The sequence below is a fragment of the Sulfitobacter sp. HGT1 genome, assembly GCF_013282155.1.
GTDB lineage: Bacteria > Pseudomonadota > Alphaproteobacteria > Rhodobacterales > Rhodobacteraceae > Sulfitobacter.
Genome location: NZ_BLWI01000004.1, coordinates 26,685 through 48,386 on the forward strand (window position 1 = coordinate 26,685; position 21,702 = coordinate 48,386).

21 protein-coding genes are annotated in these 21,702 nt (G+C 56.9%); 10 read left to right on the plus strand and 11 right to left on the minus strand.

Going from position 1 to position 21,702, the window contains the following annotated elements; genetic code table 11:
* The first annotated feature begins 33 nt into the window (after positions 1–33).
* The 8 genes from HGT1_RS04225 to HGT1_RS04260 all read left to right on the plus strand — a co-directional run bounded on the left by HGT1_RS04225 (position 34) and on the right by HGT1_RS04260 (position 8,966).
* Positions 34–990 (plus strand): branched-chain amino acid ABC transporter permease, encoded by a 957-nt coding sequence (locus HGT1_RS04225; protein ID WP_176248689.1) that lies wholly within the window; start codon positions 34–36, stop codon positions 988–990.
* Entirely contained in the window at positions 987–2,327 is a 1,341-nt protein-coding gene (locus HGT1_RS04230; protein WP_176248690.1) for a branched-chain amino acid ABC transporter permease, read from the plus strand. Before HGT1_RS04225 ends, HGT1_RS04230 begins: the two co-directional genes overlap by 4 nt.
* Complete coding sequence (locus HGT1_RS04235; protein WP_176248691.1) at positions 2,324–3,085, plus strand: ABC transporter ATP-binding protein; 762 nt, start codon at positions 2,324–2,326, stop codon at positions 3,083–3,085. Before HGT1_RS04230 ends, HGT1_RS04235 begins: the two co-directional genes overlap by 4 nt.
* Positions 3,085–3,789 (plus strand): ABC transporter ATP-binding protein, encoded by a 705-nt coding sequence (locus HGT1_RS04240; protein ID WP_217902971.1) that lies wholly within the window; start codon positions 3,085–3,087, stop codon positions 3,787–3,789. Before HGT1_RS04235 ends, HGT1_RS04240 begins: the two co-directional genes overlap by 1 nt.
* 88 nt (positions 3,790–3,877) lie before the next feature.
* Positions 3,878–5,080, plus strand: coding sequence for a serine hydrolase (locus HGT1_RS04245; protein ID WP_176248692.1), 1,203 nt, complete (start codon positions 3,878–3,880; stop codon positions 5,078–5,080).
* Positions 5,077–7,035 carry an acetoacetate--CoA ligase gene (locus HGT1_RS04250; protein ID WP_176248693.1) on the plus strand — a complete coding sequence of 653 codons (1,959 nt, stop codon included), beginning with the start codon at positions 5,077–5,079 and terminating at the stop codon, positions 7,033–7,035. Before HGT1_RS04245 ends, HGT1_RS04250 begins: the two co-directional genes overlap by 4 nt.
* Positions 7,036–7,038: 3 nt before the next feature.
* Entirely contained in the window at positions 7,039–7,911 is an 873-nt protein-coding gene (locus HGT1_RS04255) for an acyl-CoA thioesterase II (RefSeq protein ID WP_176248694.1), read from the plus strand.
* Positions 7,911–8,966 (plus strand): amidohydrolase, encoded by a 1,056-nt coding sequence (locus HGT1_RS04260; RefSeq protein ID WP_176248695.1) that lies wholly within the window; start codon positions 7,911–7,913, stop codon positions 8,964–8,966. The genes HGT1_RS04255 and HGT1_RS04260 overlap by 1 nt, the downstream gene beginning before the upstream one ends.
* A gap of 21 nt (positions 8,967–8,987) precedes the next feature.
* Here the strand turns inward: HGT1_RS04260 and HGT1_RS04265 are convergent, their stop codons facing one another.
* The 8 genes from HGT1_RS04265 to HGT1_RS04300 all read right to left on the minus strand — a co-directional run bounded on the left by HGT1_RS04265 (position 8,988) and on the right by HGT1_RS04300 (position 16,829).
* A complete protein-coding gene (locus tag HGT1_RS04265; RefSeq protein ID WP_176248696.1) occupies positions 8,988–9,359 on the minus strand; it encodes a VOC family protein in 372 nt (123 codons plus the stop codon).
* On the minus strand, positions 9,356–10,147 hold the full coding sequence (locus tag HGT1_RS04270) for an SDR family oxidoreductase (RefSeq protein ID WP_176248697.1): 792 nt from the start codon (positions 10,145–10,147) through the stop codon (positions 9,356–9,358). Before HGT1_RS04270 ends, HGT1_RS04265 begins: the two co-directional genes overlap by 4 nt.
* Positions 10,148–10,156: 9 nt before the next feature.
* A complete protein-coding gene (locus HGT1_RS04275; protein ID WP_176248698.1) occupies positions 10,157–10,924 on the minus strand; it encodes an SDR family NAD(P)-dependent oxidoreductase in 768 nt (255 codons plus the stop codon).
* Positions 10,921–12,207, minus strand: a complete 1,287-nt coding sequence (locus HGT1_RS04280) for an acyl-CoA dehydrogenase family protein (protein ID WP_176248749.1) — start codon at positions 12,205–12,207, stop codon at positions 10,921–10,923. The genes HGT1_RS04275 and HGT1_RS04280 overlap by 4 nt, the downstream gene beginning before the upstream one ends.
* 57 nt (positions 12,208–12,264) lie before the next feature.
* Complete coding sequence (locus tag HGT1_RS04285; RefSeq protein ID WP_176248699.1) at positions 12,265–13,044, minus strand: enoyl-CoA hydratase-related protein; 780 nt, start codon at positions 13,042–13,044, stop codon at positions 12,265–12,267.
* Positions 13,041–14,333, minus strand: coding sequence for a 3-hydroxyacyl-CoA dehydrogenase (locus HGT1_RS04290; RefSeq protein WP_176248700.1), 1,293 nt, complete (start codon positions 14,331–14,333; stop codon positions 13,041–13,043). Before HGT1_RS04290 ends, HGT1_RS04285 begins: the two co-directional genes overlap by 4 nt.
* Positions 14,334–14,364: 31 nt before the next feature.
* On the minus strand, positions 14,365–16,056 hold the full coding sequence (locus HGT1_RS04295; RefSeq protein ID WP_176248701.1) for a class I adenylate-forming enzyme family protein: 1,692 nt from the start codon (positions 16,054–16,056) through the stop codon (positions 14,365–14,367).
* A gap of 305 nt (positions 16,057–16,361) precedes the next feature.
* Positions 16,362–16,829 (minus strand): DUF3237 domain-containing protein, encoded by a 468-nt coding sequence (locus HGT1_RS04300; protein WP_176248702.1) that lies wholly within the window; start codon positions 16,827–16,829, stop codon positions 16,362–16,364.
* 134 nt (positions 16,830–16,963) lie between these two features.
* Here HGT1_RS04300 and HGT1_RS04305 point away from each other — a divergent pair, with 134 nt between their 5' ends.
* Positions 16,964–17,446, plus strand: a complete 483-nt coding sequence (locus tag HGT1_RS04305; RefSeq protein ID WP_176248703.1) for a MarR family winged helix-turn-helix transcriptional regulator — start codon at positions 16,964–16,966, stop codon at positions 17,444–17,446.
* 60 nt (positions 17,447–17,506) lie between these two features.
* Here the strand turns inward: HGT1_RS04305 and HGT1_RS04310 are convergent, their stop codons facing one another.
* Complete coding sequence (locus HGT1_RS04310) at positions 17,507–18,550, minus strand: TRAP transporter substrate-binding protein (protein WP_255200090.1); 1,044 nt, start codon at positions 18,548–18,550, stop codon at positions 17,507–17,509.
* Positions 18,551–18,628: 78 nt separating this feature from the next.
* Positions 18,629–19,411 (minus strand): crotonase/enoyl-CoA hydratase family protein, encoded by a 783-nt coding sequence (locus tag HGT1_RS04315; RefSeq protein ID WP_176248705.1) that lies wholly within the window; start codon positions 19,409–19,411, stop codon positions 18,629–18,631.
* Positions 19,412–19,522: 111 nt separating this feature from the next.
* Here HGT1_RS04315 and HGT1_RS04320 point away from each other — a divergent pair, with 111 nt between their 5' ends.
* Positions 19,523–20,395 (plus strand): amidohydrolase family protein, encoded by an 873-nt coding sequence (locus tag HGT1_RS04320; protein WP_176248706.1) that lies wholly within the window; start codon positions 19,523–19,525, stop codon positions 20,393–20,395.
* A gap of 6 nt (positions 20,396–20,401) precedes the next feature.
* Here HGT1_RS04320 and HGT1_RS04325 read toward each other — a convergent pair whose 3' ends face one another.
* On the minus strand, positions 20,402–21,592 hold the full coding sequence (locus HGT1_RS04325) for an amidohydrolase family protein (RefSeq protein WP_176248707.1): 1,191 nt from the start codon (positions 21,590–21,592) through the stop codon (positions 20,402–20,404).
* Positions 21,593–21,702 lie beyond the last annotated feature (110 nt).

Genomic DNA, 21,702 nt, shown 5'->3' on the forward strand with positions numbered 1-21,702 from the left:
TGATATTCACCACCACTCTACTGGAGGGGCCTAATGGACCTCATTCTCGTCAATCTGATCGACGGGCTGGTAACTGGATTGCTGTTGTTCATGCTCTCCGCCGGTCTGACCCTAATTTTCTCGATGATGGGTGTTTTGAACTTTGCCCATGCCAGCTTTTACATGCTGGGCGCATACTTCGCTTACCAGATCAGCCTAGCGCTTGGTTTCTGGATGGGGCTTTTGATAGCGCCAATTGTGGTGGGTGTGCTGGGTGCCGGTGTTGAACGCTATGGCCTGCGCCGCGTTCACCAATATGGCCACGTACCCGAACTGATCTTCACCTTTGGTCTGGCTTTGCTGATCGAAGAAATGGTGCAATTCATCTGGGGCAAGAACCAGATGGCTTATTCGGTACCCGAAGTGTTGAACTTCACCGCCTTCGCCATCTCTGGCAACTCCATCCCTGCGTATAAAATCTTTATGATCTTCATCTCGGTCGCGATCTTTATTGGTCTGCTGTATATTCTGACCAAGACCCGCGTTGGTATGATCATTCAGGCCGCGCTAAGCTATCCTCGCACAGTCGAGGCATTGGGCCATAACGTTCCATTGATCTTTATGGGTGTGTTTGGCGTCGGGACGGCACTTGCCGGATTGGCTGGCGTTATTGCCGGCCCTGTCCTTGGCACCTTCCCCGGCATGGCTTTTGTGCTTGGGTCTATCGTGTTTGTGACAATTGTGATCGGCGGACTTGGGTCCCTTTGGGGCGCTTTGGTTGCATCCCTGCTGATCGGTTGGATCACGACCTTTGCCAAATCCTATAACATCGAAATGGAAGACGTGCTGAACGCCATCGGGATTTCAACACCTGAAAACCTGAGCGACAGCGTCTTTCGCGATTTCTGGAGCCTCACAAGCCCGCAGATCGCTGATATTCTACCCTATATCCTGATGGTGCTGATCCTTATCTTCCGCCCAGCAGGTCTTTTCGGAAAGCGCCAGTCATGACAGTATCAGACCCTAAACACGACGTTCCAGAAGGCGCGCGCTATAAAGAGCAGATTACCACTGATCCATCGAAACCGGCGCAAAGAATGCGCGCTGGTTCCATGACAATGACGTTGGCCCCCTGGCTGATTGCCATTTTGGTTCTGGTGTTCCTGCCGGCGGTTTTCACCAACAATTCCGCGCTCACAATTATGAACCAGATGTCGATCACAATCGTGTTCGCGCTGGCCTATAACATGCTGTTGGGGCAGGGGGGCATGCTGTCCTTTGGTCATGCGGTTTATGCGGGTGTGGGCGGCTTCGCCTGTATGCACATCATGAACATGTCGGATTTCTTTGAATCCATTCCATTGGTCATCCTGCCAATCTTTGGCGGCTTGTTCGGCATGGGCCTGGCGATGATCGTCGGCTCGTTCTCGACGCGGTCTGCCGGTACGGTATTCGCCATGATCTCTCTGGGGGTCGGTGAACTGATCGCGGCTTGTTCCGTTATCATCGTTGCCTTTTTCGGTGGCGAAGAAGGGATCAGCGGCGACCGAACCTATGCGCAGCCCTTCTTTGGCGTTGAATTCCTGCAGCAGATCGAAGTGTATTACCTCACCATCGCATGGCTCGTGATCTCCGCCGTGCTTATGTATCTTTGGAGCCGCACGCCGGTTGGCCGCATGGCGAACGCGGTGCGCGACAACCCCGAGCGCGCTGAATTCCTTGGCTATTCCTCGCGGTGGGTCCGCTACTACAGCTTTATCGCATCGGGCTTTTTCTGCGGCATAGCGGGCGGGCTTTTCGCGATCAACTATGAAATCCTGACCGAAGAAAACCTGAACACCACGTCTTCCGGCGTGATCCTTCTGGTGACTTTCTTGGGCGGCGTTGGCTTCTTCTTTGGGCCGATCATTGGAGCGATTGCCTTTACCCTTCTGCAGACGGTTCTTAGCCTTTCGACTGAGCTATGGGCGTTTTATGCGGGTGTCTTGTTTGTTGCGACAGTGATGTTCTTTCCGGGTGGCCTGGCCGGATTGATCATGATGCACGTCCCTGCCTTCAAACTGGGCAAGTCCAGCGGTCTTGTCATGCCCTACCTCAAGACGTTGTTGCCCGGTGCAATTGGCGTGTTGGGTCTGGCAGCTTTGGTCGAAATGACATTCCATTTCCGCCATGCCGCAACAGGTGACGATGAAATGACGCTCTTTTGGACAACCTTCAACAGCCACGATGTCCTACCTTGGGTCATTGCGATTGCGATCACGGTGATCGGTCTTGGCATCGCCAAGGTCACAGCACCTAGCCTGAAAGAAGCGTGGAACGAAGCAAACACAGCAGGAGGCGCGTCATGAGCACACCAGCCCTTGAACTAATCGGCCTCAAGAAAAGCTTTGGCAAGGCCGAGATCATTCGCGGCATTGACCTGAGCATCGGAAAAGCCGAACGCCACGCCATCATCGGCCCGAACGGGGCCGGTAAATCGACACTGTTCAACCTGATCACCGCACGGTTTGCGCCGACGGCAGGTACGGTAAAGCTGCATGGTGAAAATCTGGCAGGGCTGGAACCCTTCCAGATCAACCGCAAAGGCCTGAGCCGGTCTTTCCAGATCACCAACATCTTTCCGGCGATGACCGTGTTTGAAAACGTGCGCTGTGCCTTGCTTTGGTCGCAGGGGTACAAGTACAGCTTTTGGCATCTGGTCAACAGCAAGCGCGATCTGACCGAAGGTGCCGAGGCCATTTTGGACCAGATCAACCTGCTGGAGCGGCGCAATCTTCCGGCTGGCACGTTGTCCTATGCCGAACAGCGCGCGCTTGAAATCGGGATTACCATTGCCGGTGGCGCTGATGTCATCATGCTGGATGAACCCACAGCAGGGATGAGCAACACCGAGACCGATTACATCACCGACCTGATCCTCAAGGTGACGGCTGGTAAAACCCTGATCATGGTTGAACATGACATGGGCGTGGTCTTTGGTCTGGCCGACCGCATTTCGGTGCTGGTCTATGGCGAAATCATCGCCACAGGAAAACCCGCAGACGTGCGCGCCGACGCACGCGTTCAAGAAGCCTACCTTGGCGCTGCATTGGAGGCAGAACACTAATGATGCTCGAAGTCACCGATATGCATGCCTATTATGGCAAATCTCACATCCTTCAGGGTGTGAATCTGAATGTAAACGAGGGCGAGATCGTCGCCCTTTTGGGCCGCAACGGGGTGGGGCGTTCCACCACTTGCAAGGCCATCATGGGCGAAGTCGAACCGCACGGATCGGTCAAGTTTCAGGGTCAGGAAATCGCCGGCAAGAAGGCGTTTCAAATTGCCAACATGGGCATCGGATATGTGCCTGAGAACCGCGATATCTTTCCCGGTCTGACCACGCGGCAGAACCTGACGCTGGGCCTCAAACCGGGCCAAAAGGATGGCGCGGGCCGTTGGTCGATGCAGGCCATGTTCGAAATGTTTGAAAACCTTGACCGCCGCGCCGATGTCGAAGCGTCGGTTCTGTCGGGTGGCGAACAGCAGATGCTGACCATGTGCCGCACGCTGATGGGCGACCCCGATCTGGTGATGATTGACGAACCAACCGAGGGGCTTTCCCCGCAGATGGTTCAAAAGGTCGCCGAAGTGCTGAAAGAAATCGCAAACCGCGGTATTTCAACATTGCTGGTCGAACAAAAGCTGTCCATCGCGATGGATATTGCGGATCGTGTTTATGTCATGGGCCACGGTCAGGTTGTGTTCGAAGGCACGCCTGCCGAATTGAAAGCACGTGATGATGTGCGCAAGGAATGGCTCGAAGTCTGATCTTCGGATCGCTTCTGCCGGTTAGAAAAACGTCGCTTCTGGCGGCCTCATCCTCCTGAGGCGCTGATGCGTCTTAGGGGGATTTTTTATGGGTTTCGATAGCAATCGGCTGGGCCGTATCGGCGACTGGATGCAAAGCTATGTGGATCACAACCGTTTTGCGGGGTGTTCTGTATTGGTGGCGCAAGCGGGCCGCGAAGTGTATTTCAACGCGACCGGCCAGCGCGACGTGGAAGCCGGCAAACCCTTTGAGCGCGACACGATTGCGCGCATCTATTCGATGACCAAACCCATCACGTCGGTCGCGATCATGATGCTGGCAGAACGCGGGCTTTTCCATCTGGATGCCCCTGTGTCGGATTTCATTCCCGCCTTTGCCAAGATGGAATGCCTGATCCCCCGCGCCACGCGCATTGGCCAGACCGAACCCTGCCAGACGCCGACCTTGCACCACCTGCTGACCCATACGTCGGGGCTTAGCTATCCGTTCAACCCCGGTGTGCTGGCCAAGGCGATGGATGAACACGACATCCTGTTTCGCGCTGATCAGGGGTCACTGGCGGAAATGACCGACCGTGTTGCCGCCCTGCCGCTTGCCTTCCAGCCCGGCAGCCGTTGGGAATATTCGGTCAGCATCGATGTGCTGGGCCGTGTGGTCGAGGTTGTTTCAGGCAAAACGCTTGAGCAGTTTTTTGTCGACGAAATCCTTGGGCCATTGGGCATGGACGAAACCCGATTTTCCGTTCCCAAAGGTGCCCAAGATCGCTTTGCCGCGCTTTATACCCCGCTGGCAGGCAGTGCCTATGCGCTGAACGAGGCGAAACCGTCTGAACCCACGTTGCGCTGTGTGGACCGGCCCGAAAAATCGCCTTTCCTGAATGCCGAAATGCATTCGGGCGGGGGCGGTTTGGTCGGCACCATTGATGATTACCTCAAGTTTACCGAAATGCTGCGCACCGGCGGGGCTGGGCTGATTTCGCCAAAAACGCTGGATTTCATGATGCGCAACCACCTGCCCGGCGACATCGCGTCGATGGGTCCGGCCAGCTTTGCCGAACAACCGATGGAAGGCATGGGCTTTGGCCTTGGCGGCGCTGTTGTGATGAACCCCGGCCGCGTGCGTGTCCCGTCAAGCGTGGGTGACTTCAGCTGGGGCGGCATGGCTTCCACCTTCTTTTGGGTTGATCCGGTGCTGGATCTATCCGTTGTATTCTTTACCCAGCTTGCCCCGTCCAGTTCCTATCCTGCGCGGCCACAGCTCAAGGCCCTTATTCACGGAGCGATGACATGAACGATATCCTTTGGACCCCAACGCCAGAACGCTATGCCGCATCGACGATGGCCGCGTTCGAGCGTTTCCTGAAGGAAAAACACAACCTGACCTTTGCGGATTACAACGCCATGTGGCGGTGGAGTGTGGATGATCTGGATGCTTTCTGGGGCGCGATCTGGGAATTTTTCGACGTAAAGGCCAGCGTGCCATGCACCAAAGTATTGGCAAAACGCCAGATGCCCGGTGCCGAATGGTGCCCCGGTGCCATGTTGAACTTCACCGATCAGATTATGAAGCACGTGGACAGCCAACCCGACGGGGACGCGCTGATCGTGCAATCCGAAACCTTTGGTCGCAAGGTGCTGTCATGGTCGGACCTGCGCGCGCAAGTCGCCAGTGTTGCTGCGCGTTTGCGCGGCATGGGCGTCGAAAAAGGCGACCGCGTGGTTGCTGTGCTGCCCAATACCGAAACCGCGATGATCGCCTTTCTGGCAACGGCCAGTATTGGCGCAATCTGGTCTCTGTGCGCGCCTGATATGGGCCACGTCGCCATTCTGGACCGGTTCAAACAGATCGAACCCAAAGTGCTGATCGCTCAAGACGGTTATATTCACGCGGGCAAAACCATCGACCGCCGCGAAATTCTGGCAGGCATCGAGGCAGAACTGCCGAGCCTTGTTCAATGTATCACCGTGCCTTTTGTCGGTGACCTGCCCGCAGGCCATATCGCGTGGGATGAGTTGTTGCATGACAAGGCGGAATATTCCTCGACCCAAGTGCCCTTCGATCATCCGCTTTGGATCGTTTATTCGTCGGGGACCACGGGCAACCCAAAACCCATCGTGCATGGGCATGGCGGCATCATTCTGGAATCGTCCAAGCAATCGCTGCACCATGATTTCAAACGCGGCGGGCGCTATTGCTGGCTGACGTCTTCGGGCTGGATCATGTGGAATTCGCAGTTCACCGCCCTTGGCCAGGGTACCACTGTCGCGATGTTCGACGGGGCACCGAACCATCCCGACATGGGGGTGATCTGGCGATTTGTTGCGGATGAAAAGCTGGATTTCTTTGGCGCAGGTGCCGCGTTTTTCAGCGGCTGCATGAAGGCAGGCATCAAACCGCGAGAGGAAGTCGACCTAAGCGCGCTGAAATCGCTGGGGTCGACAGGATCGCCGCTTAGCTCTGACGCCTATGACTGGATTTACCGCGACGTCAAAGCCGATGTGTGGCTTGCCCCGATTTCCGGCGGCACCGATCTGGCCGGGGCTTTCGTGTTGGGGCACCCCGGCATGCCCGTGCGCGCAGGGGAAATGCAGTGCCGCGCGCTTGGCAATGCCGTGCGCGCCTTTGACGAAGACGGCACTGAATTGACCGGCGTTGTCGGCGAATTGGTCTGCACCGAACCGCTGCCGTCGATGCCGCTGTTTTTCTGGGGCGATGACGATGGCAGCCGGTTGCACGACAGCTATTTCGACACCTATCCCGGTGTCTGGCGTCACGGCGACTGGATCGAGATTAACGAAGAAGGCGGATCCGTCATCTATGGCCGGTCGGACGCCACGATCAACCGCAAGGGCCTGCGTCTTGGCAGTGCTGAAATCTATCAAGCGGTCGAAGGTCTTGACGATGTGATGGACAGCCTTGTCGTTGACCTCGAATTTCTCGGGCGCGAAAGCTTCATGCCGTTGTTTGTGGTTCCCGCAAAGGGCGTGGCGGTGGATGATGCGCTCAAAGACAAGATCAACGCAGCTATCCGCAAGAACGTGTCGGCCCGCTTTATCCCCAACGAAATCATCGAGGTCGCGGAAATACCGCGCACCCTTTCGGGCAAAAAGCTTGAGGTTCCGGTGAAAAAGCTGTTGCTTGGCCAAGATCCCGAAAAGGTCGTGAACCGCGATTCAATGGCCAATCCGGACAGCTTTGATTTCTACATCGCCTATGCCGCAAAGCGGGCGGCCCAAAAGGACTAATCCATGACAGATGCCGCCCACCAATTGCTTGAACTTCTCGACATCGAACAGCTTGAGGTCGACCTGTTTCGCGGCATCGGGTCGGGCGGCGAAACCACGACACGCATCTTTGGCGGCCATGTCATCGCACAGGCGTTGATGGCCGCCTATCGCACCGTACCCGACCGGATGTGCCATTCGCTGCACGCCTATTTCATCCGCCCCGGTGATCCGTCCATTCCGGTGATCTATCAGGTCGACCGCGCCCGCGACGGCGGCAGTTTCACCACCCGACGGGTTGTCGCGATCCAGCACGGGAAGCAGATTTTCAACCTGTCCGCCTCTTTTCATGTGCAAGAAGAGGGCTGGGATTACCAACACGCAATGCCGGATGTGAAAGGCCCCGAACATTGGCTGGACCGCCCCGACCTGCGCGAGCCGTATATCAACAAGATCCCCGAAGAATACCGCGATGATTTCCTGCGCGAACGCCCGATCGAAATCCGCGAAGTCGATCCGCGCGATCTGTTCGAGCCTGAAAAAACCACCGACAAGAACTATCTTTGGTTCCGGATGGAAGCAGCCAAGGGGCAATCGCCGATCATGCAGCAATGTCTGCTGGCCTATGCGTCCGATATGAACCTGCTGGGGTCGTCGCTGCGCCCGCACGGGCTGACGTGGTTTCAGGGCAAGGTGATGACCGCCAGCCTTGACCATGCCATGTGGTTTCATGCGCCCATCGATTTTTCAGACTGGCATCTTTACGAACTTGATGCGCCGTTCACGGGCGGGGCACGTGGGTTTAACCGCGGGCTGATTTACAACCAAAATGGCCAACTGGCGGCAAGTACGGCCCAGGAAGGCCTGATGCGTCCCTACAAGAAGAAAGAGACCTGATGACCCAGTCCGGTGGCCGCTATCCGGGGTGGCACCCGGGCATTGAACTGCGTGACGATTGGCTGGGGTTGGTGGATGAACCCATCATCGACCCTGACCGCGAAATCGTCGATCCGCATCATCACCTGTGGCGGCACGGCACCGATGAAAACCCGGCAGTTTACGAGATGGACGCGCTGTGGCGGGATACCGGATCGGGGCATAATGTTGTGCAGACAATGTACATCGAATGCCGGTCCTACTGGGATCTGGAGGCACCGGCACATCTGCAATCGGTTGCTGAAACACGCGAAGTCACGCGGATGGCAGCGACTGCTGGAGACGGGCAAGCCAAGATCGCCGGGATCATCGGGCAAACCGAACTGGTGCTGGACCCCGCGCTGCTGCACGAAGCGCTGGATGCGCACGCCGAAGCGGGACAGGGCTTGTTCAAAGGCATCCGCAATTCCGGTGCCCGCGATCCCGAACCCGCAACCCTTGCCATTCCGGGGCGCGGGGTGCCGAACCAATATGGTGACCCGGACTTCAGACGCGGGGCGGCGATACTGGGCGAACGCGGGCTAACGCTGGACAGTTGGCATTACCACCATCAGCATCAGGAATTTCTTGATCTGGCCCGCGCGGTTCCTGGCACGACGCTGATCCTTGACCACTTTGGTACTCCGCTGGGTGTTGGCCGGTTCGAGGGCAAGCGTGACGAGATTTTCAAGGTGTGGAAGGATCACATGGCCGAACTGGCTGAATGCCCCAACGTGATGGCCAAGCTGGGCGGGCTGTGCATGCCGGACAATGGTTATGGCTATATGCACCGCGATACGCCGCCTTCCTCGGATGAAATCGTCGAGGTGCAGGGCAAATGGTATGCGCATATGTTGGAAGTATTCGGGCCAAGCCGTTGCATGTTTGAAAGCAACTTTCCGGTGGACCGCACCGCTGTCAGCTATCCGGTGATCTGGAACGCGTTCAAGAAGATGTCAGCCAATCAGACGGAAGGCGAAAAGACGGCGCTGTTTTCCGGCACAGCGCGCCGCGTCTATGATCTGCCGCCCGCATAAAGCGGACGGCAGCGTTTTAGGTTAAGCGAACTTGAAAAAGCACAGCTTGTTGCCATCATGGTCGCGGACATATGCGCCGTAGAAACGGTCGGGCACGCGCTGACCCGGAGCGCCGTCACAGGTCGCCCCCAGTTCAATCGCGCGGGCATAGATTTCATCCACTTCGGGCTTCGTCTCGGCCGTGAAGGCCACCATCACACCGTTGCCGGGGGTGGGGGCCTCTTTGTTGTAAGGCTCGCAAACCGCAATCATCGGTGTGCCACGGCCTGTGCCGATCATGGCGATGCGCCCTGCATCCACCAGCACTTTGGCACCTTTGCTTTCGAACAGATCGCAATAGAATTTTTTGGCGCGTTCCATGTCGGCAGTGCCAACTGTTGTGTACCCGATCATGAGGATGCTTTCTTGGGGTTGCGGATGTCACCAAACTGACGGTTCAGCTTGCGCATCCCGCCAATCCAACGATCATAATTGTCGGTTTTCTTGCGCATATAGTCCAACACCTGCGGGTGAGGGAGCACAAGGAACGTCTCGTTCCGGATGGTTTCTACACAGGCTTCTGCGACGGGTTCAGGCTCTAGCATGCCATCCAGAGCCGCAACAGATTCCTCGTGGCCACGGGTCATTTCGCTGCGCACCGCTTGTGGGCACAGCACCGAAACCTTGATCCCGTCATCACCATGGGTCATCGCCAGCCATTCGGCCAAGGCAACCGCCGCATGCTTGGTCACGCCATAAGGCGCGCAGCCGACCTGGTTCAGCAAGCCTGCCGCCGACGCGGTGTTCAACAGATAGCCGCCCCCGCGTTCGGTCATGCGGGGCACCAGATGACGTGCGGCCCAGACATGAGACATCACGTTGATATCCCAAATCCGCTGCCAATCGTCGTTGGATACTTCCATGCCGCCAGCCGTCAAAATCCCCGCGTTAGAGCAGAACAAATCAATCGGGCCAATATCAGCTTCGACCGCTTCAATCATATCCGCGATCTCTTGCTCGACGCCAACATTAACGCCAAACGCGACGCCGCCGATGCCATCAGCAACCTCTTGCGCGCCGTCCTTGTTCAGATCGACGCAAACGACTTTCTTGGCGCCTTCGGCAGCAAACCGAATGGCCATCGCCTTGCCGATACCACTTGCCGCACCGGTGACGACGATAATCTTGTCTTTGAGTTCCATATCAGCCCCTCACGTCCACATGTTCGATCCGCCACACACGGTCAGCGCCTGACCGGTCATGTAGCGGCTGGCATCAGAGGCCAGGAATACGGCAAGGCCCGCGAAATCATCAGGCTCACCCAAACGGCGCAGCGGGATGTCGTTTTTGATGCGCTCTTCGACTTCGGGATTGTCCCACAGTTCGCGCGCAAATTCGGTGCGAACAAGGCCGGGACAAATAGCATTAAAGCGGATGCCTTTCGGACCGAACTCAGCCGCAAGGTTGCGCACCAGCCCGATCAAGGCCAGCTTGGACATGCCATAGGTGCCCAGCATCACGGACGGTTTGAACGCCCCGATGGAGGACGTAAACGCCATCGATCCCGCGCCTTTTTCGACCATGTCAGGGGCAACCATCTGCGCCAGCCACAGGTTGGACTGCACATTGGCGTTCATGGTTTTCTGATAGGCATCGTCAGGGATTTCCGACGTTGGCCCGTAATAGGGGTTCACGCCGGCATTGCCGATCACGATGTCGATCTTGCCCGCAACTTTGTGGGTTTCATCGACCAAGGCTTGCAGCTGATCCTTGTAGCCCACGTTGCAGGCCACGCCGAATGCTTGGCCTTTGCCAAGCGCGTTGATTTCAGCGGCAGCAGCATCAAGCTGATCCTGCTTGCGCGCCGAAATGACAACAGTCGCCCCTTGTTCGGCAAGGGCCTTGGCCATCGCCAGCCCCATGCCTTTGGAGGCACCGGTTAACAGCGCCACCTTTCCGGTCAGGTCAAACAGGCTCATACGCCGCCCCGTGTCCGACCTGTTGCGATTTCTTCGCGGGCGCGGGATGTGCGCAGGTTGGATTCTTTGTAATCCTTGACCTCTGCGCGCGCGATCACGTGGTGGTGCACTTCATCAGGGCCATCTGCATAGCGCAGGGTGCGCTGCGCGGTGTACATGCCAGACAGTGGGGACCATTGCGAAATACCTGTGGCGCCGTGAACCTGCATGGCCTGATCGATGATGTCGCATACTTTTTCTGGCACCATCGCTTTGATCATGCTGACCCAGATGCGGGCTTCTTTGTTGCCCAGCACGTCCATCGCCTTGGCCGCTTTGAGAACCATCAAACGCATGGCTTCGATTTCAATCTTGGCGCGGGAAATGGTTTCCATGTTCTTGCCAAGGTCGATGATCTTTTTGCCAAATGCCTCACGGCTCAGACCGCGTTCGATCATCAGATCCAACGCCTTTTCTGCCGCACCGATGGACCGCATACAGTGGTGGATACGGCCAGGTCCAAGACGCACTTGAGAGATTTCAAAACCCTTGCCTTCGCCCCATAGAATATTCGCTTCGGGGACGCGGACATTGGTGAATTTGATGTGCATATGCCCGTGTGGCGCATCATCATGGCCGAAAACATGCATCGGGCCTACGATTTCAACACCGGGTGTGTCGACAGGCACAAGGATCTGCGACTGCTGGCGGAAGGGTTCGGCGTTAGGCGATGTTTTCACCATTGTAATCATGATCTTACAACGCGGATCACCGGCACCGGAGATGTAATACTTCTCGCCGTTGATCACCCACTCGCCATTCTCAAGAACAGCCGAGGTGGAGATATTCTTGGCATCCGAGGACGCCATATCGGGTTCGGTCATCGCAAAGGCCGACCGGATTTCGCCTGCCAGAAGCGGCTTGAGCCACATGTCTTTCTGTTCTTGCGTACCGATGCGTTCCAACACTTCCATGTTGCCGGTGTCGGGCGCAGAGCAGTTCAGCGATTCAGCTGCCAGCGGGCTTTTGCCAAGCTCGGCCGCGATATAGGCGTAGTCGAGGTTCGACAAACCTTCGCCGGTTTCGGCATTGGGCAAAAAGAAGTTCCACAGCCCGCTTTCGCGCGCTTTTTTCTTGGCGGTTTCCAGCAGTTCAAGCTGACCTGGCCCATAGGACCAGCGATCGGCACGGCCTTCGCCAAGGCGGAAATATTCATCTGTAATCGGATCGACGTTTTCGCGGATATGTTTGATCACGGCTGCCAAAAGCGGCTTGGCCTTTTCAGACATTTCCAGATTGTTCATTCCGGCCATTGCTTCGTTATGTGACATTCGGTGCCTCCCGGCTGTTAATTTCGGTTATTATTTATTGACCCAGTTGGGCTTACGCTTCTCGACAAAGGCTTGAACGCCTTCTTTGAAATCTTCGGTCTGTGCCAGTTCGCCTTGGACGACACGGCTGTACTCAAGGCTTTCAGGCAGGCCTTCGGCCACGTTCATGCTGTTCAAAATCCGCTTGGTCGCTTTGACCGACGACGGCGAGACAGAGCAAAGCTGTTCCGCCAGTTCCATCGCACGGGTCATCAACTGGTCGGCGGGCACCACTTCGTTACAACACCCCAGTTTCAGCGCTTCGGCAGCGTCGATGGTGCGGCCCGTCAGCATCAGTTCTTGCGCGGCAAGGCGCCCGATGTAGCGCGACAAACGCTGCACACCCGAGGCAGATGCGAAAAAGCCCACTTTGACTTCGGGCAAGGCAAACTTGGCCGTATCGGCGGCAAGGATAATGTCGCAAGACAGCGCGGTTTCAAACCCGCCACCCATGGCGAACCCGTTCACAGCAGCGATGATCGGCTTTTCCAGATCAAACCGCGAGGACAAACCGGCAAAACCCGTCGAGGCCAGTGTTTTCTTGGACCCGCCCGATGCCGTGGCCTTGAGGTCATTGCCTGCGGTAAACGCCTTGTCGCCCGCACCGGTCAGCACCGCGACCCACAGATCCTGGTCTGCGGCAAAAGCATCCCAGCAATCGCTCATTTCCTGATGCATTTCGGCATGAACGGCGTTGTACACTTCGGGCCGGTTCATGGTGACGATCAGGATATGACCCTTTTTCTCGGTCTTGATGAATTCATAGCTCATGTTTTCAGCCCTCCGGTATCAATCTCGGTGAATTTGCCGCCGCTTTTCGCCAGATCACGCAGCAGTCGCGCGGGGGCAAAGGCGGGGTCTTCGGCACCCAGACGTTCCATCACGTCCAGCACGGCCTGCGCACCGACCATGTCACCATAGAACATCGGACCACCCTTGTCGGCGGGCCAGCCATAGCCGTTCAGCCAGACCACATCGATGTCGGACGGGCGCTGCGCCTTGTTTTCCTCGAGAATTTTGACGGCCTCGTTGATCATTGGATAGATGCAGCTTTCGATGATTTCATCCGCTGACATTGACGATGCTTCAGCACCGGTAATGTCCTTGATCACGCGAGCCACCACGTCCGACGGGATCGGGCGGCGGGTTTCGTCATAGTCGTAGAAACCGGCTTTGGTCTTCTGGCCGCGACGGTCCATTTCGCACAGCGCATCGCGAATCGGGTTGTCGGTCTTGGCCCCTTTGGACCAACCGATATCCAGACCGGCAAGGTCTGACATCTGGAACGGCCCCATTTTAAAGCCAAAGGCATTCAACGCGGCATCCACATCCCAAGGCATCAAACCCTTGGCCAGCAGTTTATTCGCCTGAATTTGGCGCGCGAACAGAATGCGGTTGCCCACAAAACCAGGGCACACACCAACCAGTGCCGCGATCTTGTTAATCTTTTTCGCCAGATCCATCGACGTCGCGACGACATCATCAGCCGTATGTTTCGCGCGCACGATTTCCAGCAGTTTCATCACGTTGGCGGGCGAGAAGAAGTGCAACCCGATCACATCTTCGGGCCGCTTGGTCATCGCGGCGATTTCGTCGATGTTCAGCGCGGATGTATTGGTTGCCAGAATGGCACCCGGCTTCATCACGCGGTCAAGTTCGGTGAAAATCTTGCGCTTCAGCTCCATGTTTTCGAACACGGCTTCGATCACCAGATCGCAATCGGCAAGGGCAGAGATTTCGAGCTGGCCGTTGAAACGGTCCATGCGCGCTTCGACTTCGTCTTGCGGGAAACGGCCCTTGTCGCTGCTGCGCTGATAGTTGCCGCGCACGACTTTCAGCCCGCGATCCAGCGCCTCTTGGGTGGTTTCAACGATGGTCACAGGAATGCCCGCCGTGGCAAAGTTCATCGCGATGCCGCCGCCCATCGTGCCGGCACCGATGATGCCAACGGATTTGATCTCGCGCAGTTTCGTATCCGCTGGCAGGTCAGGAACCTCCCAAGCTGCTTTGCCAGCCGCACCAATATAGGCACCGATTTCTTCGTCTGTGGGGTGGTTCATCTGTCTTCCTTTCAGCAAAGACCCATGGGGCCTATAGGTTCAGACACGCGGCGCGGATCGCACGGCGGTCAATCTTGTCAGTGGCACCACGGATCAAAGGCCCGTCCTGGCACCACAAATGTTGCGGTATTTTGAATTTCGCGAGGTGGCCGTCCAGATGGTCGGCCATGTCTTCACAGCTCATCTTTTTGCCGTCGCGCATCTGGATCGCGGCACCCACGACTTCGCCCAGCCGTTCGTCTGGCACGGAAAAGGCACAAGCCTCGATCACGTCGGGATGCGTGTGCAGCGCCCCTTCGACATCCAGACAGGCAATGTTTTCGCCGCCGCGGATGATGATGTTTTTCTTGCGGTCCAGAATGGTAATGAACCCTTCTTCGTCGATTACGCCCAGATCACCGGTGCGCAGCCAGCCGTCTTGCATGGTTTCGGCAGTTGCTTCGGGCTTGTTCAGATAACAGCGCATATTGGCGGGGCTTTTGACGGTAATTTCACCCAGCTGGCCAACGGGTACATCATTGCCGTTATCATCCAGAAACCGCACATCTTGCAGCGGCGGGTGCAGTTTGCCGGCGGCATTGGGACGTTTGTTATATTCCTCGCCGACCATGCCGATCCCAAGGGCGTTGGTTTCGGTCATGCCCCAGCCTGTTGCAATTTCAGCGGCAGGAAACTGCCCTTGCAACTGCGCAACTTGCGCGGCGGGGCGTTTGGCACCACCAGCCCCCAACCATGTCAGCGTCGGCAGGGTCTCCCCCATCCGTTTTGCGGCCTCCAGCAGATCAGCTGATTGGGTCGGAACACCCAGAAAACGCGTGACTTTTTCACGGTTGATCACGCGCACCGCTTCCTCGGCATCCCATTTATGCAGCAAAGATATTTTGGCCCCGGCGGGCAGGCTGAGCAGGAACAAAGGATGGGTTGCTGTCACATGGAACAAAGGTGTGACGACCAAACCGGAAGGGCGCGGCGGTTCGGGATCGCCGGGTTGTGGCGGGTTGACCAAGGGGGCAGCGACCGCCTGAATAAGCCAGCTGAACACCGCACTGACGGCGCTGCGGTGGGTCTGCACCACGCCTTTGGGTTTGCCGGTGCTGCCAGACGAATACATCACGGCGAAATCATCATCGGTATCAATTGTGATCCCGTCGATGGGCGTATCGGGCATTTCGGCGGCCAGCGCGGTCAGGGAATGATCGGTCATCCCCTCGCCGTCACGCACACCGATCAAACGCAGGCCAAGGCTGCCTTGGAGCGGCAAAAGCCGTTCAAGTCGTGGACCATCGGCAAAGATCGTCTTCGCGCCACTGTCTTGCAGGGCATAATCCAGTTCTTCTGTGGTCCACCACGCGTTCACGAACACCACCACCGCACCAGCGGATGCAATGGCCAGCGTCAGCATCAACAGTTCGGGATAGTTGCGCATGGCAATACCAACGCGATCCCCTTTTTGGATGCCCAACGTATCGCGTAGGGCGTGGGACAGGCGATGCACCTGCGCGCAGAATTCATCATAGGTCCAGCGTTCGTCCTGATAGACCAGGAATTCGGCGGCACCATTGTCGTGCTGTTCGCGACTGGCCAGCATCAATGCGGCGACTGTGCCGGGAATATTCTTGAACGTACGGTATGTGACGCCGCGTACATCTGCCTCGACGACTTCGAAAACCGGATTGGTCTGAACTGTGTGGCGAATGGCCTCTTCCATGGTCATCGCCGTCATGAACGGCCACCCGACATTGGCAGTGCTTCCGATTTCCCGGACATATGAACCCCTCCCTAAACGAGCCTGTGCGGACACTCCTCCACGATTGTCCGCGACTCTGATTTGCGTAGCCTAAGCGTTAAAATCCAATCTGCCAATACCGCATAACGGAACGAAGTTCCGCAAACTGACATTTGGCAGGATTTGACGCGGTTCAGCCCCGCCCCATGCCTTGCATTTGCGCAATACGAGGGAAAATTGAACATGCTTGCCCCCGGAATGAAAGCACTTCTTTACGTCATTCCGGGATTCGGCCGCGAATTTCAGTCAATCGCAAAGAGCGACATTTGTACCAGCCCGTTCAGACGCGCGCCATTTCCGACAAACAATGTGTGGTTCACCCAGCCATAGCGGTCATCGCCGGTCTCGAGCCGCGCATGGGTGCGCATGTAATAGGCGTCCGGCGACACTTCTTCGCCGCGCACCAGCGCATCCAGCACCTCGGCAGGCCCGTGGCGGTAGCCGTAGTTCTTGATCTCGATGGTCGCCCCGTCATCGGTTTCAATCGCATAGCGGGTATCAAGTTCGGTCAATCCGCTGGCAAATTGGGTTTGCCAATCGGCCCCAACGTTCAGGATTTTACCGTTTATCGCAGGCCCTTTCGCAGTGCCCCCAACAATCGGGATAATCCGCCGAAGCCCGGCACGCCCGTGGTTCATGTGACGGATCGAGTCAAGCGTCACGGTTAGGTCGGTGACGTGACGCAGGGCAGGGGGCGGCAATCTTGACATAAATATCCTTGGGTAATGTCGGTGCAATCGGATCATGCAATGGCAGGGGCGCTACAAACAAGCCCCACCATAGGACTTGCTAAAAATCATAGGTTCGGAATACTGTTCGGTGTCAGAACATAACGGGGCAAATAATGACAAAACAAGCAGACTCTTCGACGGCCATCGCCCAAACTGACGATTTGTCGGCTGCGATCTGCAACAGTATTTTGCCCGATTTCACCGGATATCTGATCAAGCGCAGCTGGGTCACCATTCAGCGCGATCTGCGCGAACTGCTGTTGGGGTTCGACCTCAGCCAGCGCAGCATGTCGGTGCTTTCGGTGGTCATTGCCAACCCTGACATCAATCAAAGCGATGTGGCTGCCGCACTGTCCATTGAACGGTCCGGGATGGTTGTTATCGTGGACGAATTGGAAGGTCTGGATCTGATCCGCCGGGAACGCGCCTTAACAGACAGGCGCGCCTACGCCCTGCGTGCAACGCTGAAGGGCCAGCAGGTTTTGGAAAAGGTACATGCGGCGATCATCGCGCACGAGGATCGTATATTTGCCAATCTCAGCAGCGCGGAACGCGAAAGCCTTCATGCGATTTTGCTGAAACTCGTCGGCAATTGAGTGCGGAAATAACCAAGCCGTGAGGTTCGGGGCGACCGTTTGCAAGCCGCCCCGACAGTATTACATTTTTGATTTTTCTTCGATCAACGCCTTGGCTTGATCAATCAATGCCTGACCGTCAAAGCCTTTGCCTTCGGCCTCGGCCACCCAACGCTGGATCACAGGCTGTGCTGCTTCCTTAAAGCGCGCCACTTCTGCGGCATCCAGTTCGATGATGTTGTTGCCGTTGTCGACCGCGATCTGACGACCGGGGGCATCATAATCAAGCATGACCTGCGCTGCGAATTCGCTGAGCGCAGCACCGGATTCTTGGTCGATCGCTGCTTTTTGCTCGGCGCTCAGGGACTCGTACTTGTCCTTGTTCATCACCAGCACGATCGTCGCGGTATAAAGCGATTCAGGTCCGGTAAATTCGGTGTGGTTGTTCACCAGCTCGGCCAGACGGATCGACGGGGTCACTTCCCACGGGATCACGGTGCCTTCGACCACGCCTTTGGACAGCGCTTCGGGGATACCGGGCAGGGGCAGACCAACAGGGGTTGCACCCAGTTCGGACAGCATGTCGTTGATCACCCGTGTCGGGCCGCGCAGTTTTTTGCCAGCAAGGTCTTCCAGCTTGGTGACGGGTTCCTTGGTGTGGATCACACCGGGGCCGTGCACCCATGCGCCCAGAACCTTCAGGTCCTTGTATTCACCAGCCTGCAAATCATCTTCGACCAGCTGCCAGAACGCTTTCGATGTGGCGACCGGATCGGTCATCATAAAGGGCAGTTCGAACACTTCGGTCTTGGGATAGCGGCCCGGGGTATAACCCACAACGGTCATCGACATATCAACAACGCCGTCAATCGCCTGATCCATCAATTCGGGCGGACGGCCACCAAGGGCCATGCCATCGAAATGTTCGATTTTCAGGCTGCCGTTTGAAGCCGCTTCAACACGTTCGCCCCATGGTTTCAGGATGTGCTTTGGCACTGTTGCCACGGGTGGCAAGAACTGGTGCAACCGCAATGTGGTTGTTTCGGCAGATGCTGTCGTGCCTGCAAACATGCCGCTTGCGAAAACACCCGCTGCCACGGTTTTAATCAAAGAACGTCTATTCATCGTTTCCTCCCAGAGTTGATGATGCAGCTTTGTGCTGCTTATATGATGCCGCAGGTTGCGCGACATTTTGGTAATTTGCTAGCGGAATTTAGGCGCACGTTTTTCCAGAAATGCACGCAATCCTTCGTCAGCGTCCGGCCCCGATTGCGAGACTGCCGCGCTCAGGCTTTCGACATAAAGCCCGTCGGCTTTTGACATATCGTCGATCCGGCTGATCGAGTTGATCATCATGTAATTCGACATCGGCGCATTGCGCGCAATCTTGCCCGCCAGATCCATTGCCATCGCCAGCGATTCCCCTTCGCCCACGGCATAATGCGCCAGACCCAGTTGAACGCCTTCCTCGGAATTGAACTTGCGGCCTGTCAGCATCATTTCGGTCATCCGGTCGGCACCAAGAATACGGCCCACACGCACGGTCGCACCGCCTCCCACAAAGATGCCGCGCCGCCCTTCGGGCAGTTGAAAGATCGTGGACGGTTCGGCAATCCGCACATGGGTCGATGTTGCCAGTTCAAGCCCGCCACCAATCGCCGCGCCAAATATCGCGGACACCACAGGCAAGCCGCCAAACTGGATCATATCCATCACACCATGCCAGTTGCGCGAATGGTACAAAGTTTCTTCGGTCGAGCGTTTGACATGTTCGCTAAGATCCAGCCCCGAGCAATAGTGCCCGGCGGTTCCGGTCAGCACCACGGCGCGGGCCTCTTTCGGCGGGTCCATGAAAAATGCCTTGAGCGCGCCCAGCAAATCATCATTCATCGCATTGCGTTTATCGGGGCGCGTCATGGTCAGGACCGCGATGTTCCCTTGCAGGTCAACATTCAGAACATCGGGGTTGGCAACGGCTTTGGTCATGGCGGCATCATCCTTGAGGGTGCGATTTAGGTGAATAGAACAATTGTTCTATTGAATAGCAATATATTTTGTACCAAACTTGCGCAAAGTTTAAACCCAAGAGGGGCTGCAATGATCGACTTTGATAAAATTCGCGCCATTGATTTTCACACCCATGCCGAAGAACCCTGTGGCTGTCATTCGGATGACGGATACGATGATCTGCAATCCACCATGGCCAGCTATTTCGGTGCCCCTTGGAAGCACCCCCCGACGGTGCAGGAAACCGCCGCACATTACCGCGAACAAAACATCGCCGCCGTGATCTTTCCCGTCGATGCCGAACGCGAGACCGGATACCGCCGCTATAAGAACGAGGAAGTCGCCGCCATCGCCGCAGAAAATGACGATGTGCTGATCCCCTTTGCGTCAATCGACCCCTGGAAGGGCAAGATGGGCGTGCGCGAGGCGCGGCGCCTGATCAAGGATTTCGGCATCAAGGGGTTCAAGTTTCACCCCACGATGCAGGGTTTCTTCCCCAATGACCGCATCGCCTATCCCCTGTACGAAGCCATCGCCGAAGAAGGTGGCATTGCGCTGTTTCACACAGGGCAAACCGGTGTCGGATCAGGGATGCCCGGCGGCAACGGCATGCGGCTGAAATATTCGAACCCGATGTATATGGATGATGTCGCCGTTGATTTCCCAGATCTGAAAATCATCCTCGCGCATCCCAGCTTTCCCTGGCAGGAAGAGGCGCTGTCGGTCGCGCAGCACAAGCCCAACGTTTATATCGACATGTCCGGTTGGTCGCCGAAATACTTCCCTGACATTCTGGTGCGCTACGCCAATTCGATCCTCAAGAAAAAGATGCTGTTCGGATCGGACTGGCCTATGATCTCGCCCGAACGCTGGTTGGCCGATTTCGAGAAAATCGCGATCAAAGATGAAGTCCGCCCGCTAATTCTCAAGGAAAACGCGATGCGGTTGCTGGGGGCAAGCTAGGGGCGCTTACGCCCCTACCGTTCCTGTCACCAGCTCGGGCAGACGCGTGGCCGGCGGCGTATTCCGGCTGCGCTGGCTGCGCACGATGCCATCAATCACCATCATGCCGACACCGGGCAGGTTGCCCTGTTGCACCGATTCCAGCAGGTTCTTGCCCGGCGCATGTTGCGCCTGATCCATAATCACAAAATCAGCGGCTTTGCCTGCCTCGATCAATCCGGTGTCCAGCTTGCGCTGCCGCGCCGTGTTGCCATTGGCAAAGCAGAACGCAATCTCGGCCGGGATATCGCCCAGCGACGACAGCAGCGCCACCATTCGCATAATCCCAAGCGGCTGCACACCAGACCCCGCAGGCCCATCAGTGCCCAAGATCAGCTGGTCCAGCTTGCCCAATTCACGCGCGGTGTTCAGCGTCAGCAAAGCGGCGCGTTCATTGCCGTTATGCACAATCTCAAGGGCGGCCTTGCAGCCTTCGCAGATGCAAATGATCTGATCGTCGGGCAGGGCAGTATGCCCGCCGTTGATGTGGCCCACCACATCGGTGCCGGTTTCCAGCACCATATCCGCGTCGATCAACCCCGATCCGGGGATCGACGGGCCGCCGGTGTGGATCGTGCTTTGCATACCGTATTTACGCGCCCAGCCGACCATCTCGTTCGCGGTCTTGCCGTCCTTGACCGTGCCAAGGCCGACCTCGCCGATCAGCGTGACACCGGCTTCGCCCATCTGGCGGAAATGATGTTCCTCCAGCCCTTGTTGCAGCAGGGGCGCGCCCGCGTGCACCTTGACGCCCGAAGGCCGGAAGTTTTCGTACCAGCGCTGCGCCGCAATCGCCATCGCGACGGTGCCAACCGGATCGTTGGGCCGCCCCGGCATATGCACCTCGCCCGCCGAAATCAGCGTGGTTACACCGCCATGCAGGGTCGAATCGATCCAGCCCAACTGCTGTTGGCGCGGGGTGTAATCGCCCACCACCGGATGCACGTGGCTGTCGATCAATCCGGGCGCAAGGGTTGCGCCATGGGCGTCGATCAAGGTTGTCGCCCCTTCGCAATCCATGTCCTTTTCCGCGCCCCATTCGGAGATCTTGCCATCAATCGCGATCAGGCAATCCCCGTCAAAAATGGGTTCCTCCATCTTGCCAGACAGGATCATGCCAATATTTCGGATCACAAGCTTTGCGGGGGTGTCAGACATGGGTTCGCCTTTCAAGCATCTGGTTTCATTTGAACGCTAACAGAAAATTCAAACGGATCAAGATGAAACGCTTGACAGTTTTTCATATGTATACAAACAATATATCCAAC